Here is a 15,416-nt window from a genome sequence, read left to right on the forward strand (position 1 = left end):
ACTCGGAAGTGAAACGCACATGCGCCGATGGTAGTGTGGCCTAAGCCATGCAAGAGTAGGTCATCGCTGGGCATTTATACCCAAGGCCGGTCCCCGAAAGGGACCGGCCTTTTTTTGTGCGCGGATAATGTTGCGCGCCCTTGCGGGCATCCCGCAGGGCGGCACTTGTAGGAGCGGCTTCAGCCGCGATCGGGGCATCGTTCGCCTGCGCCGACTTCAGGTCGCGGTTGAAGCCGCTCCTGCAAAAGCGCGGGGTGGTCGGGACGGTGGGAGGCCCGGCCGTGACCAGAGAATGGCGGCTTTACAGCAGTCGTGGCGGTTCGCCGCCGACGATTACGATGTCGGCATTTCGACGGGCAAACAGGCCGACGCTGACGACGCCGGGAATCTGGTTGATCGCCGCTTCCAGTGCGACGGGGTCGACGATGCTCAGTCCGTGGATATCGAGGATCGCGTTGCCGTTGTCGGTGACCACGCCCTTGCCGTCGGCGTCCTGCCGCCAGACCGGTTGGCCACCGGTGCTGCCGAGGATCTCGCGCGCGACCAGGCTGCGGGCCATCGGGATGACCTCGACCGGCAACGGGAATCTGCCGAGGATGTCGACCTGCTTGGCCGGATCGATAATGCAGACGAACTTCGCACTGGCCTCGGCGATGATCTTCTCGCGCGTCAATGCGGCACCGCCGCCCTTGATCAGGCGTTTGTGTGGATCGCACTCGTCCGCGCCGTCGACATACAACGACAGCGCGCCGGTGGAATTGAGGTCGAGCACGTCGATGCCGAGTGCGCGCAATCGCTCGCTGCTTTGCTCCGAACTGGAGACCGCGCCCTGGATGCGATGCCTGATCCGACCCAGGGCCTCGATGAAATAGGCCACGGTTGATCCGGTGCCGACACCGACGATCATGCCGTCTTCCACGTAATCGATGGCTTTTTCGCCGGCCAGGCGCTTGGCTTCTGACATGTTCGGAGCTACTCGAGGGAAAGGAGGTACTTGTACTGCGCGGCGGAGACCGGGAATACCGACAGCCGGTTGCCGCGCCGGATCAGGGCGAACTCCTCACCCAGGCGATCGGCATGGCGCTTGATCTCGTCGAGCGGAATCGTGCGCGACAGTTTGCGCTCGAACTTGATGTCGACCAGCTGCCAGCGCGGTTCCTCGCGGGTGGCCTTGGGGTCGTGATAGTGCGACTTCGGGTCGAACTGGGTCTCGTCCGGGTACGCTTCGCTGGCCACCGTCGCGGTACCGACGATGCCGGGAACGGTGGTATTGGAGTGGTAGAACAGCACGCCGTCGCCGACCTTCATTCCATCGCGCATGAAGTTGCGCGCCTGGTAGTTCCGCACGCCGTTCCACGGCTCGATGTCGACCCGCTGCAGGTCGTCGATCGAGAACGCATCAGGCTCTGACTTCATCAACCAGTAGCGGCGGCGTGCTGTCATGGAGTGGCCAGTCGGAAATCGTGGGTGTTGGATTCGGTGCAGACCGCATCGAGGCCGACGTCCCAGTCGGCGGTTTCGAGTGACTCCACCTGCTGGCTCGCGAACGCTGCACCTACCAGCCATGGCGGCGCCGGGCGATCCTGACGGAAGGCGAAGCTGCGATCGTACCAACCACCGCCCATGCCGAGCCGTGCGCCGCTGTCATCGAAGCCGACAAGCGGCACCACCACCAACGACATCTGTTGCGGATCAAGCAGCGAGGCGGGGGCGAGATCGGGTTCGGGAATGCCATAAACATTGCTGACCAGGGCATCGCCGGGACGCCAAGGCGCGAATCGCAGGTGATCCCCAGCCAATACCGGGAGGCAGTACACGCAGCCGGGTGGCAACTTCAGTTGCCAGGCATGCAGGGCGATCTCACCGTCCATCGCCCAGTAGCCGGCAACATAGCCGTCGCTGGGCATGAAGGGCAGGGCAAGCAGGTTCAGGGCGAGGTGGTCGGCGGCGGCAATGCGATCGGCCGCGGGCAATGCGCGACGGCGCTGGCGGAGTTCGGAACGAAGTTGGCGGCGGGATGCTGCGTGGTCGACGGTCATCCAGTCGGATCCTGGTCGCGTGTGGCATGACGGGGCCGCAATGCAGGGACCGCAGCACAGCGGCAGCTCCCTGGCACCAATCCAGTGGCGCCACGGATTCCGGCCGCAAAAAAGAAAAGTCCTCCGCCGATGGCGATGCGCGCGAAACGACCTTGAACCCGGGGTTCAAGTGGGGACGCCTGGAGGCCTTCGGGCTTCCCGCTACCAGGGCGGACTTGCACTCCGGGCTTCCGTTGCGCCCCCATGGTCGCAATTAAGGGACAAGGCGTATGTTTGCGCACGCCGTCGTCCACAGCAGAGGACGTGCGGCGATTATAGCGCGACAGGCGCGATGGGAAGGCCCGTCTGTCGGTGTCGGCGATGCCGGGTTCAGGCAATTGCCCGGACCGCTCGCGCGTCATCCGGCGGGGGTGTCGAACAACCCGTCGAGCTTGCGTTGCAGGTCGCCAAGGCTGCGGGCGATTTCGCGACTGCTGCTCTCGTCTTCGTTGCGCAGCTGCTGCAACTCGTGCGCGAAGTTGAGTGCGGCCAGCACGGCGACGCGGTCAAGCGCGGCCATCCGGTTGCCACCGCGGATCTCGCGCATCTTGCTGTCGAGCAGCTTGGCCGCGGCAAGCAGGCTGTCGCGCTCGTCCGGCTCGCAGCCGACGGTGTATTCACGGTCGAGCAGGTGGATGCTGACCGGTTGGCTGCTGCTCACGTGTGCTGCTCCAGCGATTTCAGCCGCGCGATCATCGCTTCGACCCGGCTACGCGCCTGCTCGTTCTTGGCCAGCAATGCCGAGCGCTCGCCGGACAGGGTTTCCTGTTGCTGGCGCAGGCTGCGGTTCTCTTCCTGCAGGCGACGGGTGTTGTCGGCCAGCTCGTCGATTCGCTCGACGAGGGCCTGCAGTTGGGCGAGCAGTTCGGCACGGTCCATCCGCGCACGATAGCAGGCGCCGGGGGTGGGTCAAGGAGCGGCGTTTGGGGAAGGCCCGTCGTGTTCAGCCCGGCGTCGCCTCGATCGATTGGTGTTCGCGCAGGAATGCCTGGCACTGTGCCGGTGCCATCGGCCGGGCCAGCCAGTAGCCCTGGATCTCGTCGCAGCCGTGGACGCGAAGGAAGTGCATCTGGGCTTCGGTTTCAACGCCCTCCGCGACCACGGTCAGGCCCAGCGAGTGGGCCATGGTGATGATGGTGCTGGTGATCGCCGCGTCGTCGGGGTCGTGGGTCAGGTCGCCGATGAACTCCTTGTCGATCTTGAGCGTGGTGATCGGCAGCCGCTTGAGGTAGGACAACGAGGAGTACCCGGTCCCGAAGTCGTCGATCGCGAGGCTGACCCCGAGTTCGCGGAAGGCCTGCAACGTCGCCGCGGTTTCGTCGGCGCTGCTCATGATCACGCTTTCGGTCAGTTCCAGTTCCAGGCAACTGGCCGGAACGCCGGTCTCCGCCAGGACCCGGGCGACGACCCCCGGCAGGTTGCCGCGCAACAACTGCAACGAGGATACGTTCACCGCCATCGACAAATCAGACAATCCTTCCGCGCGCCAGCGTTGCAGCGTGCAGCAGGCCTGGCGCAAGGCCCATTCGCCGATTTCCAGGATCAGGCCGGTCTCCTCGGCCAGCGGAATGAACCGCATCGGGCTGATTTCGCCGTGTTCTAGGCTGTTCCAGCGCAACAGGGCCTCGACGCCGGTAATGCGGCCGTCGGCCAGCGACAGCCGGGGCTGGAACGCCAGCGACAGCTCGTCGGTGTCGAGCACCTTGCGCAGCGCGGCGGAGATGGTGGCGCGGACGCGGATGTCGACATCCATGCTTTCCGTGTATTGCATGAACGCGCGGCGGCCAATCGCCTTGGCCTGGTACATGGCGGTGTCGGCGTGCTTGAGCAGGTCGGTCGGGTCGCGGGCGTGGTCGGGGTACAGGCTGATCCCGATCGACGGCGAGATCACCACGTTGTGGCGCTCGTCGAAGTCCAGTGGCCCCTCGAACGCGACAAGCAGCTCGCGCGCCACGTGCTCGGCCTGCATCGCATCCTGAAGGTCCTCCAACACCACGGTGAACTCGTCACCGCCGAGGCGGGCCACGGTGTGGTGGGCGCCGACGGTCTGCTGCAGTCGGTGGGCGGCCGCGCGCAGGATGCGGTCGCCGGCGGCGTGGCCGAGCGAGTCGTTGATGTCCTTGAACCGGTCGAGGTCGAGGAACAGGACCGCGATCTTGCGGCCGCTGGCCCGGGCCTGCCCGATCGCCCGCGACAACCGCTCCGACAGCAGCGCACGATTGGGCAGGGTGGTCAGGGTGTCGTAGTTGGCCAGGTAGCGCAGCTCCTGCTCGGCACGCTTCTGGTCGGTGATGTCGCTCAGCACCGCGACGTAGTGGCCGTGCTGGCCGTTGCCGTCGTTCACCGCGCTGGCCTGCAACCAGCACAGGAACTCACTGCCATCCTTGCGTCGTTGCCAGATCTCGCCGGACCAGCGTCCGGCACGCTGCAGTTCCGCGCGCATGCGGGTGTAGAAATCCGGGTCGTGCTGGTTGCTGTCGATCAGGCTGGTCGAGCGGCCGAGCACCTCCCTGTCGCTGTAGCCGATCATCCGGGTGAAGGCCGGATTGATCGAGGCGAACATGAAGTCGCGATCGAACACCGCCACCGCCTCGGCCATCGAACGCAGGACCTCGCTGGAAATGCGGCGTTCCCGCTCGGCGCTGCGGCTGGCGGTGATGTCACGGGCGGTGCCGGCCACCCGCAAGGCGCGGCCATCGGCATCGCGATCGACGACCCGGCCGCGGGCGCGTATCCATCGCCAGTCCTCGTCGCTGGCGTCGCGGGTGCGGTGTTCCGACATGAACAGGGCAACCTCTCCGCGCAGGTGTTGGCGCAAGGTATCCAGCACTCCCGGAAGGTCTTCTTCATGGATCGAATGGGCGTTGCTGACGCGGCTCTCCACCGCGATTTCAGCTTCCGGTCGTGCCGTGGCCGACTCGGGCACGCGCATCCGGTGCATCGCGTGGGTCGCCACGTCGTAGTCCCAGAACTGGTCACCCGAAGCCCAGAGCGCGAGCTTCAGCCGCTCTTCGCGTTCACTGATCTGGCGGAACCACTCCTGTTCGCGATGGCGGCGCCGGTGCCAGCGCCAGCCGAGGGTCGCCAGCAGCACCAGCATTGCAACCACCGCCGCGGTGATCGCGAGCGGGTGGCGCCACAACGGTGGCGCGACGACCACCGGAACCCGCAATTCCATCCCGCCCCAGCCGCGGTCGCGGTTGCTGGCCTGCGCCCGGAACACGTATTTCCCAGGGGGAAGCCGGGTATAGGTGATGTCCGGGCGCGCTCCGTTGTCGATCCAGCCGCGGTCGAAGCCGTCCATCCGATAGCGGTAGCTGATGTTCGCGGCGGGGGCGAAGTCGAGTGCACCGATGCGCAGCCGCAGGATGTCGGCGCCATCGGCCACTTGCAGCTTCGCCGTGTTCCACATGATCCCGCCGTCATCGGGGGCATCGGCGCCGATACCGGCGGCCAGCAGGCGCAACGGCGGGACGTAGCCCGAGTCCTTCATCCGCGCGGGATCGAACAGGTTGAGCCCGCGTACCCCGCCCAGTGCGATCCGGCCATCGGACAGGGTGGCCGCCGCGCCGCCATTGAATTCGAGATCCTGCAGGCCGTCGGCGAGACCGTAGTTGCGCACCGTGAGCGAGCGGGTGTCGAGCTGGATCACGCCGTGGCCGGTGCCCAGCCACAACCGCCCGGAGGGCGAGTCGTTGCTGGCGATGGTGAACACCGTGGGCACAGGCTGGTCGCCCAGCGCCTCGGCCAGCGGGTGCTGGAACGTGATCTCGCCGCCAGCGCTTTCGACGACCCTGCTCAGGCCGGAGTGGGTGCCGACCCAGAGCGTCCCGTCGCGGTCCTGATACAGCGCGCGCACCAGGCCGCCCGGCAGGCCATCGAGGTTGTCGGGGTCGTGGTTGAAATGTCGAAGGAGGCCGGTCGTGGGTTCCAGTACGTCCAGGCCACCACCGGTGCCGAACCAGATCCGGCCACGTCGATCCTCGAGCAAGGCATGCACGGTCGGGTGGGCGAGTTGGTGCGGATCGTTGTCGCGATGGCTGTAGTGGACGACCCGCCCGCCACGACGCTGGTAATGCAGTGCGCCGCGGTTCTGGGTGCCGAGCCACAGGTCGCCATCGTGGTCGACCAGCAGGCTCCGCAGGCTCGTTCCGGTGAGTTCGCCAAGTGCGATTTCCTCGACCGCCCCGGACCCGGGTGCGAATCGCAACAAGCCGTTGGTGGTGGCCAGCCAGAGCCGGCCATGGCCGGCATCGGCGATCGCCATGACCCGGCGCGCCTTGCCGTCATCGGTGGGTGGCAGCCGCGCGGTCCAATCCTCGAAGCGGTCCCCGGCGACGTCGTAGCCCAGCAGCCGGGCGTTGTCGGTGCCGATCCACAACGTGCCGTCGACCCCTTCATGGATCGCGCGGATGCTGTCGTCGGCCGCGGGGTTATGGGGACGGCTGCCCTCCAGGTCGATGATGTAGCTGAAGCGGGTCCCGCGGGGATCGGTCAGCGACACCCCGCGGAACAGGCCGCCGATCCACAGCATGCCGCTGCGGTCGACCATCAGCGAAGCGATCGAATCCTCCGGCAGGCCGGCATCGAAGCGTGCGTCCTCGCGGATCGAGCGAACCGCGCCGCTGGACGGGTCGAGCCGGCGCAGTCCACCGCTGGCGATGGCCAGCCAGAGCGCGCCGTCCGGTGCCTGGACAATGGCGCGGACCGGCCCGGGATCGGCGTCGCGGGCCCCGGATCGAGGCCATGCCGGAACCAGTGTGCCGTCGCCGGACAGCCGGAACAGGCCGTCGCGTCGCCCCACCCAGAGCTGTCCGTCGCGGTCCATCAGCAGGCTGAGGGTGGCGCCGGGCGCACCGACCAGACGGGCGCGGTGGTTGCGGTCGACCTTGAACAAACCGGCGGCGCTGGCCCACCAGACGTTGCCGTCGCGATCGGCCAGCAACTGCTGGAATGGCGAGGTGCGCAATTTTTGCGGTTCCAGTTGCAGCACGCGCTCGCGTTTGCCGGTGCCCGGGTCGAACCGCTCCAGGCCCTGCATGGTGCCGATCCACACCTGGCCGTCGCGGGGCAGCAGCGCCAACACCTGGCGACCGGCCTGGCCGCCGTCCCGGGTACCCGCGGCGAAGCGGCGGATATCGCCGTTGACCAGGTCGATGCGCGACACGAACTGCGAGTACGAACCCACCCACAGCGCGCCATCGCCTTCCAGTGCCAGTGCGGTGATGTAGCTGTCGGGCAGCGTCTTCGGGTCGCGTGGGTCGTGTCGGAACGATACGTAACGTTGCCCGTCGTAGCGGTGCAGCCCGCCCTGGGTCCCGACCCAGACGAACCCCTGGGTGTCCTGCACCATCGCGGTGACGGTGTTCTGGCTCAGTCCGCGGGCGCTGCCGACCGGGGTGAAGTAGTAATCGCGGGTAGCCGCCTGCACCGGCGTGGACCACGCCGCGGCCAGCAGCAGGCAGGCCAGCACGGTCGTGCAGATGCGGCGCAGGGGGGTGACGGATGGCGGATACGGACGCACGGCACCGCGGCGGTTGGCGTGGCAGCTGGCAGTGTAGGCAGTCCCGCGGGCCGGCAACAAGTTCCGCCGCGGCGGCGCCCTGCGGATTGATAGACTGCAGGGCCCCATCGCGGTGACCGTCCATGTCGCAAAGCGCCCCGCCGACCCTGCCCGAACTGTCCGCCGTGGACGCCGAGATCCGGCGGTTGGCGCTCGCCACGTCCCCCTCCGAACTGCACGGTTCGCTATGCGGCTGGCTGGCCGGCGGCGGCGCGCCGGCTCGGGAATGGCCGGCCCGGGTAATGGTCGATGCCACCCTGGCCACGCCGGCCGAAGGCAGCGCGCTGGACCAGTTGCGGCTTGCCAGCGCGGCCCAGCTCGCGGACCGGAGCTTCGAATTCGCCTTGTTAATGCCGGATGCCGACGCGTCGCTGGCCGTGCGCAGCGGCGCCCTGTTCGACTGGTGCCGCGGGTTCCTCGGCGCCTTCGGGATGGCGGCCGGTGCTGCGCCGAAGCTGTCGGAGGAGGCCACCGAGGCCCTCGGCGACCTCGCCAAGCTCGCCGCCGCCCAACCGCAGGAGGACGGCGACGAGGAGGACGAGGCCGCGCTGGTCGAGATCGAGGAGTTCGTCCGCGTCGCGACGCTGCTGCTGCACGGGGACTGCGTGCTCGCTGCCGAGCATCGCCAGCGGCTGAACTGACATGCACAAGCCCCTGACGATGCCGGCCAAGGCCTACGCGCGGCGCCGCAAGCAGCTGATGCGCATCGCCGGCGACGACGCGATCCTGATCCTGCCGGCCGCGCCGGAGCGCGTGCGCAGCCGCGACACCCACTACCCGTATCGGCAGGATTCGGACCTGCTGTACCTGACCGGGTTCCCGGAGCCCGAGGCGGTGCTGGTGCTGGTGCCCGGGCGCGCGCATGGCGAGACGGTGCTGTTCTGCCGCGAGCGTGACCAGGACCGCGAAGGCTGGGACGGTCCGCGCTTCGGCACCGAAGGCGCGGTCGAGGCGTTCGGACTGGACGACGCCTATCCGATCACCGACCTCGATGACATCCTGCCGGGACTGCTCGAGGGCCGCTCGCGGGTCTACTACCACTTCGGCCGCGACGCCGAGTTCGACCTCAAGCTGATCGGCTGGGTCAACCGCGTGCGCGCGATGATGAAGATGGGCAACAAGCCGCCGCACGAGTTCCTCGAACTCGGCCACCTGCTCGACGAGCTGCGGCTGTTCAAGGACCGCGACGAACTGCGCTTCATGCAACGCGCCGCCGACATCAGCGTGGCCGCGCACGAGGCGGCGATGCGCGCGGTGCGGCCAGGCATGCACGAGTACGAACTGCAGGCCGAACTGGAGCGGGTGTTCCGTGCCAACGACGCGGTGCCGGCCTACGGCAGCATCGTCGGCGCCGGTGGCAACGGTTGCGTGCTGCATTACGTCGCCAACAACGGCCCGGTGCACGACGGTGACCTGGTGCTGATCGACGCCGGTGCGGAGTACCGCGGTTACGCCGCCGACATCACGCGCACGTTCCCGGCCAATGGCCGTTTCGGCAAGGAGCAACGGATCCTGCATGACCTGGTCTGCGCGGCGCAGGCCGCGGCGCTGGCGCAGGCCCGGCCGGGTACGCCCTACCAGGCAGGCCACGACGCAGCGGTCGAGACCTTGACCGAGGGCTTGCTGCAGCACGGGTTGCTCAAGGGCAAGCTGGCGAAGAACATCGCCGACGGCGGCTACAAGCGGTTCTACCGGCACAAGACCGGTCACTGGATCGGGATCGACGTGCACGATGTCGGCGAGTACCGCATCGACGGCGAGTCGCGCCTGCTGGAGCCGGGGATGGTGTTCACGATCGAGCCGGGGCTGTACATCGCGCCCGACGACACCAGCGTGGCGGCGAAGTGGCGCGGGATCGGGATCCGCATCGAGGACGACGTGCTGGTGACGAAGGACGGCCACAAGGTGCTGACCGACGGGCTGGCGCGCAGTGCGGACGAGGTCGAGGCGTTCATGGCGCAGGCGCGGGTGGGCGAATAGGGCGCAAGTGGGTTTTGTTTTGAGGCTCGCGTGTCGTGGTGCGCGTCCTTGGGGCGACAGCCAAAAGCCAAAAGCGGTAGGTCGCGCCTTCGGGCGGGAGCGTCGCCCTGTCCGGGTATTGCTACTCGGTTCGGGCGGCCATCCCTGGCCGCACTCACAGCCGTGGGCCATCCATGGCTCACTCTCCGCAATACCCGGACAGGACGCCGCGTCGCGGTTTTGGGCTGTGGCTTTGTTGGCTGCCCGACGCCACTTCCAAAGCGCACTTCGAGAGCTTCGATGAGGCGTTTCCCGCAGCCACAAAAAATCCCGGCTGCGGCCGGGATTCCTTAGTTCTGCGATCAGGTGCGAAAAACACCTGTAATCAAGACTCATCCCAACGCAGCGAACGCTTCGCGGGTCAGGTTGATCGGGTCGCCGTCGGTGCAGGCCACGTCGTCCTCGATGCGGATGCCGCCGTAGGGACGGAAGGCATCGACCTTGTCCCAGTCCACCGAGCCGGAATGCTCACCGTTGCGAAGTTCTTCCAGCAGCAGGTCGGCGAAATAGATGCCCGGCTCGATCGTCACCACCGCGCCCGGTTCCAGCACGCGGGTCAGGCGCAGGAACGGGTGGCCCGCGGGTGGCTCGATGCGACCGCCCTCGTCGGAGGCGAGGAAGCCGCCGACGTCATGCACCTGCAGGCCGATGTAATGGCCGATGCCGTGCGGGAAGAACTTGGCGCTGACGCCGGTCTCGAGCATCGATTCCGGGCTCATGTCGACCACGCCGAAGTCGCGCAGGATGGTCGCCATTTCCAGGTGCGCGTCGAGGTGGATCTGCTTGTAGTCGATGCCGCCACGGACGCGGTCGCACAGTCGCTGCTCGGCGGCGTCGACCGCGTCGATCATCGACTGGAACTCGCACGACGGATCGAATGCATGGCTGCGGGTGATGTCGCTGGCATAGCCGTCGTGGCTGCCACCGGCGTCGATCAGGAAGCTGCGGATGTCGCGGGGCGGCGCCCGGTCGCGGTCGGTGTAGTGCAACACGGCGCCGTGTTCGTTGAGGCCGATGATGTTGCCGTACGGCAGGTCGTTGGCGTCCTGGCGCGCGGCCTGGCAGTAGGCCAGGTGGATGCCGAACTCGCTGGCGCCCGCGCGGAAGGCGCGCTCGGCGGCGCGGTGGCCGCGTACGCCATGGGCGCTGGCTTCGCGCATCATCGCGATCTCGTACGGGGTCTTCAGCGCGCGGTGGTATTCGAGGTAATCGACCACCGCGGCGGGGTTGTTCGGGACGAACTCGCCCAGCGCGCTTTGCGGCTCGCCGAGGATCGCGCAGCGGCGCGGGTCCTTCGGCAGGTGCTGCAACGCCTCCTCCGGCGTGCGGATCACCACCACGTCGAACTGCTCGACCCAGTAGCCGTTCGGCGCCTCGGGCACGACGTGCCAGTAGTCGAACGGCTGCAGGTAGATCAGCCGGGGCTTCCCGCCGGGGGTGTGGACGATCCAGCTGCCGGGATTGCGGGTCAGCGGCACCCAGGCCTTGAATTGCGGGTTGACCGCATACGGGTAGTCGCGGTCGTCGAACAACTGGTAGTGGAGCGAGCCGCTGGGCACGACCAGGTGGTCGAAGCCGCCACGCTCGAGCGCCTGTGCGCTGCGGCGCTGCACTTCCTCCACGTGGCGTGGGTAGGCGTGCGCCAGGTCGGGAGCTGTCATGGGGATCCTCGTTGGGGGCGTCCGCCAATTCTGACGGATTGCCCCGCGCGCCGCAGGGGCCGTTGGGCACGGTCCCGGTTCAGGCGTAGCTGGCCCCGGGCTGGTCGAGCCAGTCGCGCAGCGCCTGGCGCTGGGACTCGGGCAGGTTGATGAAACGCAGCCCGCCGAGGCGCTGGCCTGCGGCGTTGGCGTCGTCCTGCCACAACAGGTGGGCGCCGACTTCGATCGGCAGGGCGGTGCCGCCGGGGCCATCGAGCTCGAAACGAAGCTGGTAGATGGCGTCGTCGACCAGCGCCGTGCCCGACATCAACAGCATGCCGGTTTCCGACAGGTTGCCGAGCCGCCCGACCGCGCGCCCGGTCATGCAGTCGACCACCGCGACGGTGTCGGGAACGCGCCTGCGCGGGCGGCGGCGGAATTCGGAGGCGTTGTCGTTCATGCCGATTGCTCCTGCCCCTGGGCGTGGCCGGTGATCCCGCGCAGGGCGGTGACCGCGGCTTGCCAGGCGCGGTCGACAAGCCGGGCGTGCCCGGCGGGAACCACCCGGGCCTGGCCGATTGCGACCAGTCGCGCGAGCTGGTCGAGGTCCTGCGGGCCGGTGGCGTCGTCGATGCGCTGGCCGCGCTGGTTGACGAACAGTGCGCGCCCGGTCACCGGGCTGTACCAGGCCAAACGCCGACGGACCACGTCGCCTTGCTGGTTGATAGAGAATTCGATCCAGCTGCCGAACGGAAGGGTTCGCAGGTGGTCGTGGCAGGCCTGTTCGCGCGGCGTACGCGGGGCCGCGGCCACCTTCGGCTTCTCCGCGGTGTCGGCGCCGAGTCGCGCGCGGGCCTTGAGCTTCATCGCCAGCTCGGTGCGCGAGGCGGGGTCGTCGCTGTCGTCGTCCGCGGCGGTCAGGCGGCGGGTGATCGCGGCGGCTTCCTCGCCGTGGTAACCGACCAGCGCCAGTGCCTTTTCGATCCGGTCCGCCAGCCCGTCCGGCGCCGGCACCCCGTCCACGCAGGCGGCGATGATCTGGCGGGTGGCGCCGACATGCTGTTGCCATTCGCCCGACGCCTCGCCATGGCGCAGCAGCACCAGGGTCAGGACATCGCTCCAGGCCTGGTCCAGCAGCCCACCGAGGAACCTGGGAATCGTCCGGCCGCCGGCGGCGTCCTCGATCACCTCGGTGGCCTGGCGCTTGGCCAGGTCGAGCTTCTCGCGCCCCTGGGCGGCATCGACATGGCGGCGCTCGCTGACCTCGGCCTTGCGCACCATCACCTGCAGGTGTTCCTGCAACTGCTGGTTGGCCGAATCGAACACCGCGGCGTCGCCGTCGTAATGGGTGACCACGTGGTCGACCGCGCTCTGCAGCTTGGCGTTGAGCTGCGGGTCGGCCTCGTCCTCGGCCAGCCAGACCGCGCCGGCCTCGGCCACCGCGTTCAACAGCTGCCGCGCCGGATGCTGCTGGCGCACGAAGAAGGCGCGGTCCTGCAGCGCGACCCGCAGCAATGGCACCTGCAGCTGTTCCAGCAGGGCCTTGCTCTGGGTGCCCGCGCGCAACTCGCGGCCGATCTCGGTGTACAGCATGCCGAGCAGCTCGAAAGTGTCGCTGTCCTCGCGCGAAAGCGTCGCCGCCTCGCCGAGCTTCAGCCGGCTCTGCGCGAGCAGCGCTTGGCGGATGTCCGGCACGGTGCTGGGGGACTGCGGGTTGGGTGCACGTGCCTGCAGCGCGCCCAGTGCGGCGTCGACGTCCACGGTGGGAAGCGCGACCCGCGCCCGTGTGGGACTGGTGGCGAGCTTGTCGAGCAGGTCGCGTCGTTCCGCCATCAGCTGGCGCAGCAGCGCCAGCGTCTCCGCTTCGGCGGGATCGGAGGCGGACCCGGCGAAGCTGTCCTGCGGGGCGTCGGGGCCGGGATCGGCAGCCGCGGCGCCGGTCCCGGCGCGGGCCGGGTCGCTGTCGACCGGAGTCGCGCCCCGCTTGTCGTTGCGGCGCGTGCGCAATGGCACGAAGGTCAGGCCAGGCAGCACGTTGGCGCCGTCCAGCAAGTCGTTCATCGACTCGACCAGCATCGCGTAACCGGCCATCAACTGGCGGTCGTACAACTGGTAAAGCTGCAGGCGGGCATCGAGGTTCAGTTGTAGCCGGGTGCAGGCGCGCGCCAGCAGGCGACCGAGCGATTGCGGCCCGACCGGCAGCGCCGCGGCATCGAACGCGGGCGCGCCCGCCAGCACCCCGAACCGCTGGCCCAGCAGCAGCAACGGCAGGCCGGCACGAGATTCGTGCCGCAGCGCGATGGCGCTCAACACGGCGTCCTCGCTGACCTCGCTGTCCTCGACCAGGCGCATGGCGTCGAAGCGCGGCGCTTCGGTTTCGGTCGGAGCCGGGGGGCGGCTGGCCGGGTCGCGGATGGCGACCAGGGCGTCCTCGAGTTCGCCCATGAAGAAGGGGATGAATTCGTCGCGGTGCTTGCGCAGCGTCTTCACGGTTTCGAGGTAGCCCGATTGGAGCGCCGGGTTGCGCGCGAACTCGGCCTGGCGGAACAGGTCGTGTTCCAGCGTCATCAGCAGTCGGTCAAGCTCGCGGGTCAGCTGGGTCGACAGCAGGCCCAGGAGTTGCCCGAGCAGGTGGCGCACGCGCGGGGGCAGCGCCACCATCGCCGGACTCTGTCGCAGCGGTGCGACCGGATCGATGCCGCCGGCGGGGCCGGCACCGCGGCGGGTCGCCTGGCTGGGTACGTGGTGGTCGGACATGCGAGCGGGCTCCCCCCGGGGCCGTGGTTCGATGGACGCGGTTCCGTTTGCGCCGGCCCATGACCTGAATACGCAAGGTCCGGGCCGAAGCGGACGGATGACGCCGACAACGCCCAGATTACCCCTTCCGGACGCGGGAGCGCAGGCCGGGCGCGGGAGCGCGCCGGGCGATCATTCGGCGAGGAACAGCGCCACCACGTCGTTGGTGAAGCGCCGGCCGAGTTCAGTCGGCCGTACCTGGCCGGCCTCGACCTCCAGCCAGCCGTTCCTGGAAGCGGCCTGCAGTTGCGGCCCGATCACGGTCGACGCCAGGCCGGTGCGGGCCTCGAAGGTGGCCAGGCTGAAGCCACCGACCAGCCGCAACGCGTTGAGCATGAACTCGAACGGCCGCCGCCCGGGTGCGATCCGTTCGTCGCCGCCGATTCCCGCCTCGCTGCCGGCCTCGGCCAGGTAGCGGGTCGGATGCTTGTGCTTCCAGCGCCGCAGGATGCTTTCGTCGTGGCCGAGGGTGATCTTGCCGTGGGCGCCGGCGCCGATGCCGAGGTAGTCGCCGTAGGTCCAGTAGTTGAGGTTGTGCGCGCACTGGCGGCCGGGTCTGGCGTAGGCGCTGACCTCGTACTGGGCGTAGCCGGCGTCGGCCAGCAGCGCCTGGCAATGCTCCTGCATGTCCCAGCCGGCGTCGTCGTCGGGAATGCCCGCGGGTGGGCGCGCGGCGAACACGGTGTTCGGCTCCAGGGTCAGCTGGTAATGGCTGACGTGGGTCGGCTGCAGCGCGAAAGCGCGCTGCAGGTCGCGCTCGGCCATCGCCAGGTCCTGGCCGGGCAGGGCGTACATCAGGTCGAGGTTGAAGTTGTCGAAGCCGGCGTCCTGCGCCAGCTTGACCGCGGCCTCGGCCTCGCGGCTGTCGTGGATGCGGCCGAGCCGCTGCAGGCAGCCGTCGTCGAAGCTCTGGATGCCGAAGCTCAGGCGGTTGACGCCGGCGTCGCGGTAGCCCTCGAAGCGGCCGTGCTCGGCGGTGCCGGGGTTGGTCTCCAGGGTGATCTCGCAGCCCGGGGCGAAGCGCAGCCGCGCGCTGGCGCCCTGCAGGAAGCGGTCGATGAATTCCGGCGGCATCAGGCTCGGGGTGCCACCGCCGAAGAACACGGTATGCACGGTGCGGCCCCAGGCCAGTGGCAGGTCGTGGTCGAGGTCGGCGAGCAACGCGTCGACATAGGCTGCGAACGGCAGTTCGCCACGACCCTCGTGCGAGTTGAAGTCGCAATACGGGCATTTGCGCACGCACCACGGGACGTGGACGTACAGCGAGAGCGGCGGCGGGGTGAGGGGCATGGGGCTATTGTCCCACCGGTGATGCGGTGG

General features: G+C 68.6%; 12 protein-coding genes and 1 other RNA gene. 2 read left to right on the forward strand and 11 right to left on the reverse strand.

From position 1 onward, the window contains the following. Positions 1-301 precede the first annotated feature (301 nt). From rpiA to ACT9F5_RS13140, 7 genes are all read right to left on the reverse strand, one after another. A complete protein-coding gene (gene rpiA, locus ACT9F5_RS13110) occupies positions 302-964 on the reverse strand; it encodes a ribose-5-phosphate isomerase RpiA (protein WP_445120411.1) in 663 nt (220 codons plus the stop codon). An 8-nt stretch (positions 965-972) separates the two neighbouring features. After that, complete coding sequence (locus tag ACT9F5_RS13115) at positions 973-1,443, reverse strand: EVE domain-containing protein (protein ID WP_445120412.1); 471 nt, start codon at positions 1,441-1,443, stop codon at positions 973-975. Further along, entirely contained in the window at positions 1,440-2,039 is a 600-nt protein-coding gene (locus ACT9F5_RS13120) for a 5-formyltetrahydrofolate cyclo-ligase (RefSeq protein WP_445120413.1), read from the reverse strand. Before ACT9F5_RS13120 ends, ACT9F5_RS13115 begins: the two co-directional genes overlap by 4 nt. Before the next feature lie 116 nt (positions 2,040-2,155). After that, positions 2,156-2,343: non-coding RNA, 6S RNA (ssrS, locus tag ACT9F5_RS13125), on the reverse strand. Between the two features lie 93 nt (positions 2,344-2,436). Further along, a complete protein-coding gene (locus ACT9F5_RS13130) occupies positions 2,437-2,739 on the reverse strand; it encodes a cell division protein ZapA (RefSeq protein ID WP_445120414.1) in 303 nt (100 codons plus the stop codon). Then, positions 2,736-2,957 (reverse strand): TIGR02449 family protein, encoded by a 222-nt coding sequence (locus ACT9F5_RS13135; RefSeq protein ID WP_445120415.1) that lies wholly within the window; start codon positions 2,955-2,957, stop codon positions 2,736-2,738. The genes ACT9F5_RS13130 and ACT9F5_RS13135 overlap by 4 nt, the downstream gene beginning before the upstream one ends. A gap of 64 nt (positions 2,958-3,021) precedes the next feature. Beyond that, positions 3,022-7,602 (reverse strand): EAL domain-containing protein, encoded by a 4,581-nt coding sequence (locus ACT9F5_RS13140; RefSeq protein WP_445120416.1) that lies wholly within the window; start codon positions 7,600-7,602, stop codon positions 3,022-3,024. Positions 7,603-7,724: 122 nt separating this feature from the next. Between ACT9F5_RS13140 and ACT9F5_RS13145 the strand changes: the two genes are divergently transcribed. Both ACT9F5_RS13145 and ACT9F5_RS13150 read left to right on the forward strand, forming a co-directional pair. Further along, positions 7,725-8,282 carry a UPF0149 family protein gene (locus ACT9F5_RS13145; RefSeq protein WP_445120417.1) on the forward strand — a complete coding sequence of 186 codons (558 nt, stop codon included), beginning with the start codon at positions 7,725-7,727 and terminating at the stop codon, positions 8,280-8,282. Position 8,283: 1 nt separating this feature from the next. Continuing rightward, complete coding sequence (locus ACT9F5_RS13150; protein WP_445120418.1) at positions 8,284-9,621, forward strand: aminopeptidase P N-terminal domain-containing protein; 1,338 nt, start codon at positions 8,284-8,286, stop codon at positions 9,619-9,621. A 371-nt stretch (positions 9,622-9,992) separates the two neighbouring features. On the opposite strand, the gene pepQ is transcribed toward ACT9F5_RS13150, so the two are convergent. The 4 genes from pepQ to hemW form a co-directional block, all read right to left on the reverse strand. Next, a complete protein-coding gene (gene pepQ, locus ACT9F5_RS13155) occupies positions 9,993-11,321 on the reverse strand; it encodes a Xaa-Pro dipeptidase (RefSeq protein WP_445120419.1) in 1,329 nt (442 codons plus the stop codon). 79 nt (positions 11,322-11,400) lie between these two features. Continuing rightward, the gene (locus ACT9F5_RS13160) at positions 11,401-11,760 is read right to left on the reverse strand and encodes a PilZ domain-containing protein (protein WP_445120420.1); all 360 of its coding nucleotides are present in this window, start codon (positions 11,758-11,760) and stop codon (positions 11,401-11,403) included. Further along, a complete protein-coding gene (locus ACT9F5_RS13165; protein ID WP_445120421.1) occupies positions 11,757-14,057 on the reverse strand; it encodes a DUF1631 family protein in 2,301 nt (766 codons plus the stop codon). Before ACT9F5_RS13165 ends, ACT9F5_RS13160 begins: the two co-directional genes overlap by 4 nt. 171 nt (positions 14,058-14,228) lie before the next feature. Beyond that, a complete protein-coding gene (gene hemW, locus ACT9F5_RS13170; RefSeq protein ID WP_445120422.1) occupies positions 14,229-15,386 on the reverse strand; it encodes a radical SAM family heme chaperone HemW in 1,158 nt (385 codons plus the stop codon). Positions 15,387-15,416: the final 30 nt, after the last annotated feature.

The sequence above is a fragment of the Lysobacter sp. F6437 genome, assembly GCF_052547215.1.

Excerpts from the sequence above, each read along its gene's own strand:
- rpiA (WP_445120411.1), bottom strand. The coding sequence starts at position 964 with ATGTCAGAAGCCAAGCGCCTGGCCGGCGAAAAAGCCATCGATTACGTG.
- ACT9F5_RS13115 (WP_445120412.1), bottom strand. The coding sequence starts at position 1,443 with ATGACAGCACGCCGCCGCTACTGGTTGATGAAGTCAGAGCCTGATGCG.
- ACT9F5_RS13120 (WP_445120413.1), bottom strand. The coding sequence starts at position 2,039 with ATGACCGTCGACCACGCAGCATCCCGCCGCCAACTTCGTTCCGAACTC.
- ACT9F5_RS13135 (WP_445120415.1), bottom strand. The coding sequence starts at position 2,957 with ATGGACCGTGCCGAACTGCTCGCCCAACTGCAGGCCCTCGTCGAGCGA.
- ACT9F5_RS13145 (WP_445120417.1), top strand. The coding sequence starts at position 7,725 with ATGTCGCAAAGCGCCCCGCCGACCCTGCCCGAACTGTCCGCCGTGGAC.
- ACT9F5_RS13150 (WP_445120418.1), top strand. The coding sequence starts at position 8,284 with ATGCACAAGCCCCTGACGATGCCGGCCAAGGCCTACGCGCGGCGCCGC.
- pepQ (WP_445120419.1), bottom strand. The coding sequence starts at position 11,321 with ATGACAGCTCCCGACCTGGCGCACGCCTACCCACGCCACGTGGAGGAA.
- ACT9F5_RS13160 (WP_445120420.1), bottom strand. The coding sequence starts at position 11,760 with ATGAACGACAACGCCTCCGAATTCCGCCGCCGCCCGCGCAGGCGCGTT.
- ACT9F5_RS13165 (WP_445120421.1), bottom strand. The coding sequence starts at position 14,057 with ATGTCCGACCACCACGTACCCAGCCAGGCGACCCGCCGCGGTGCCGGC.
- hemW (WP_445120422.1), bottom strand. The coding sequence starts at position 15,386 with ATGCCCCTCACCCCGCCGCCGCTCTCGCTGTACGTCCACGTCCCGTGG.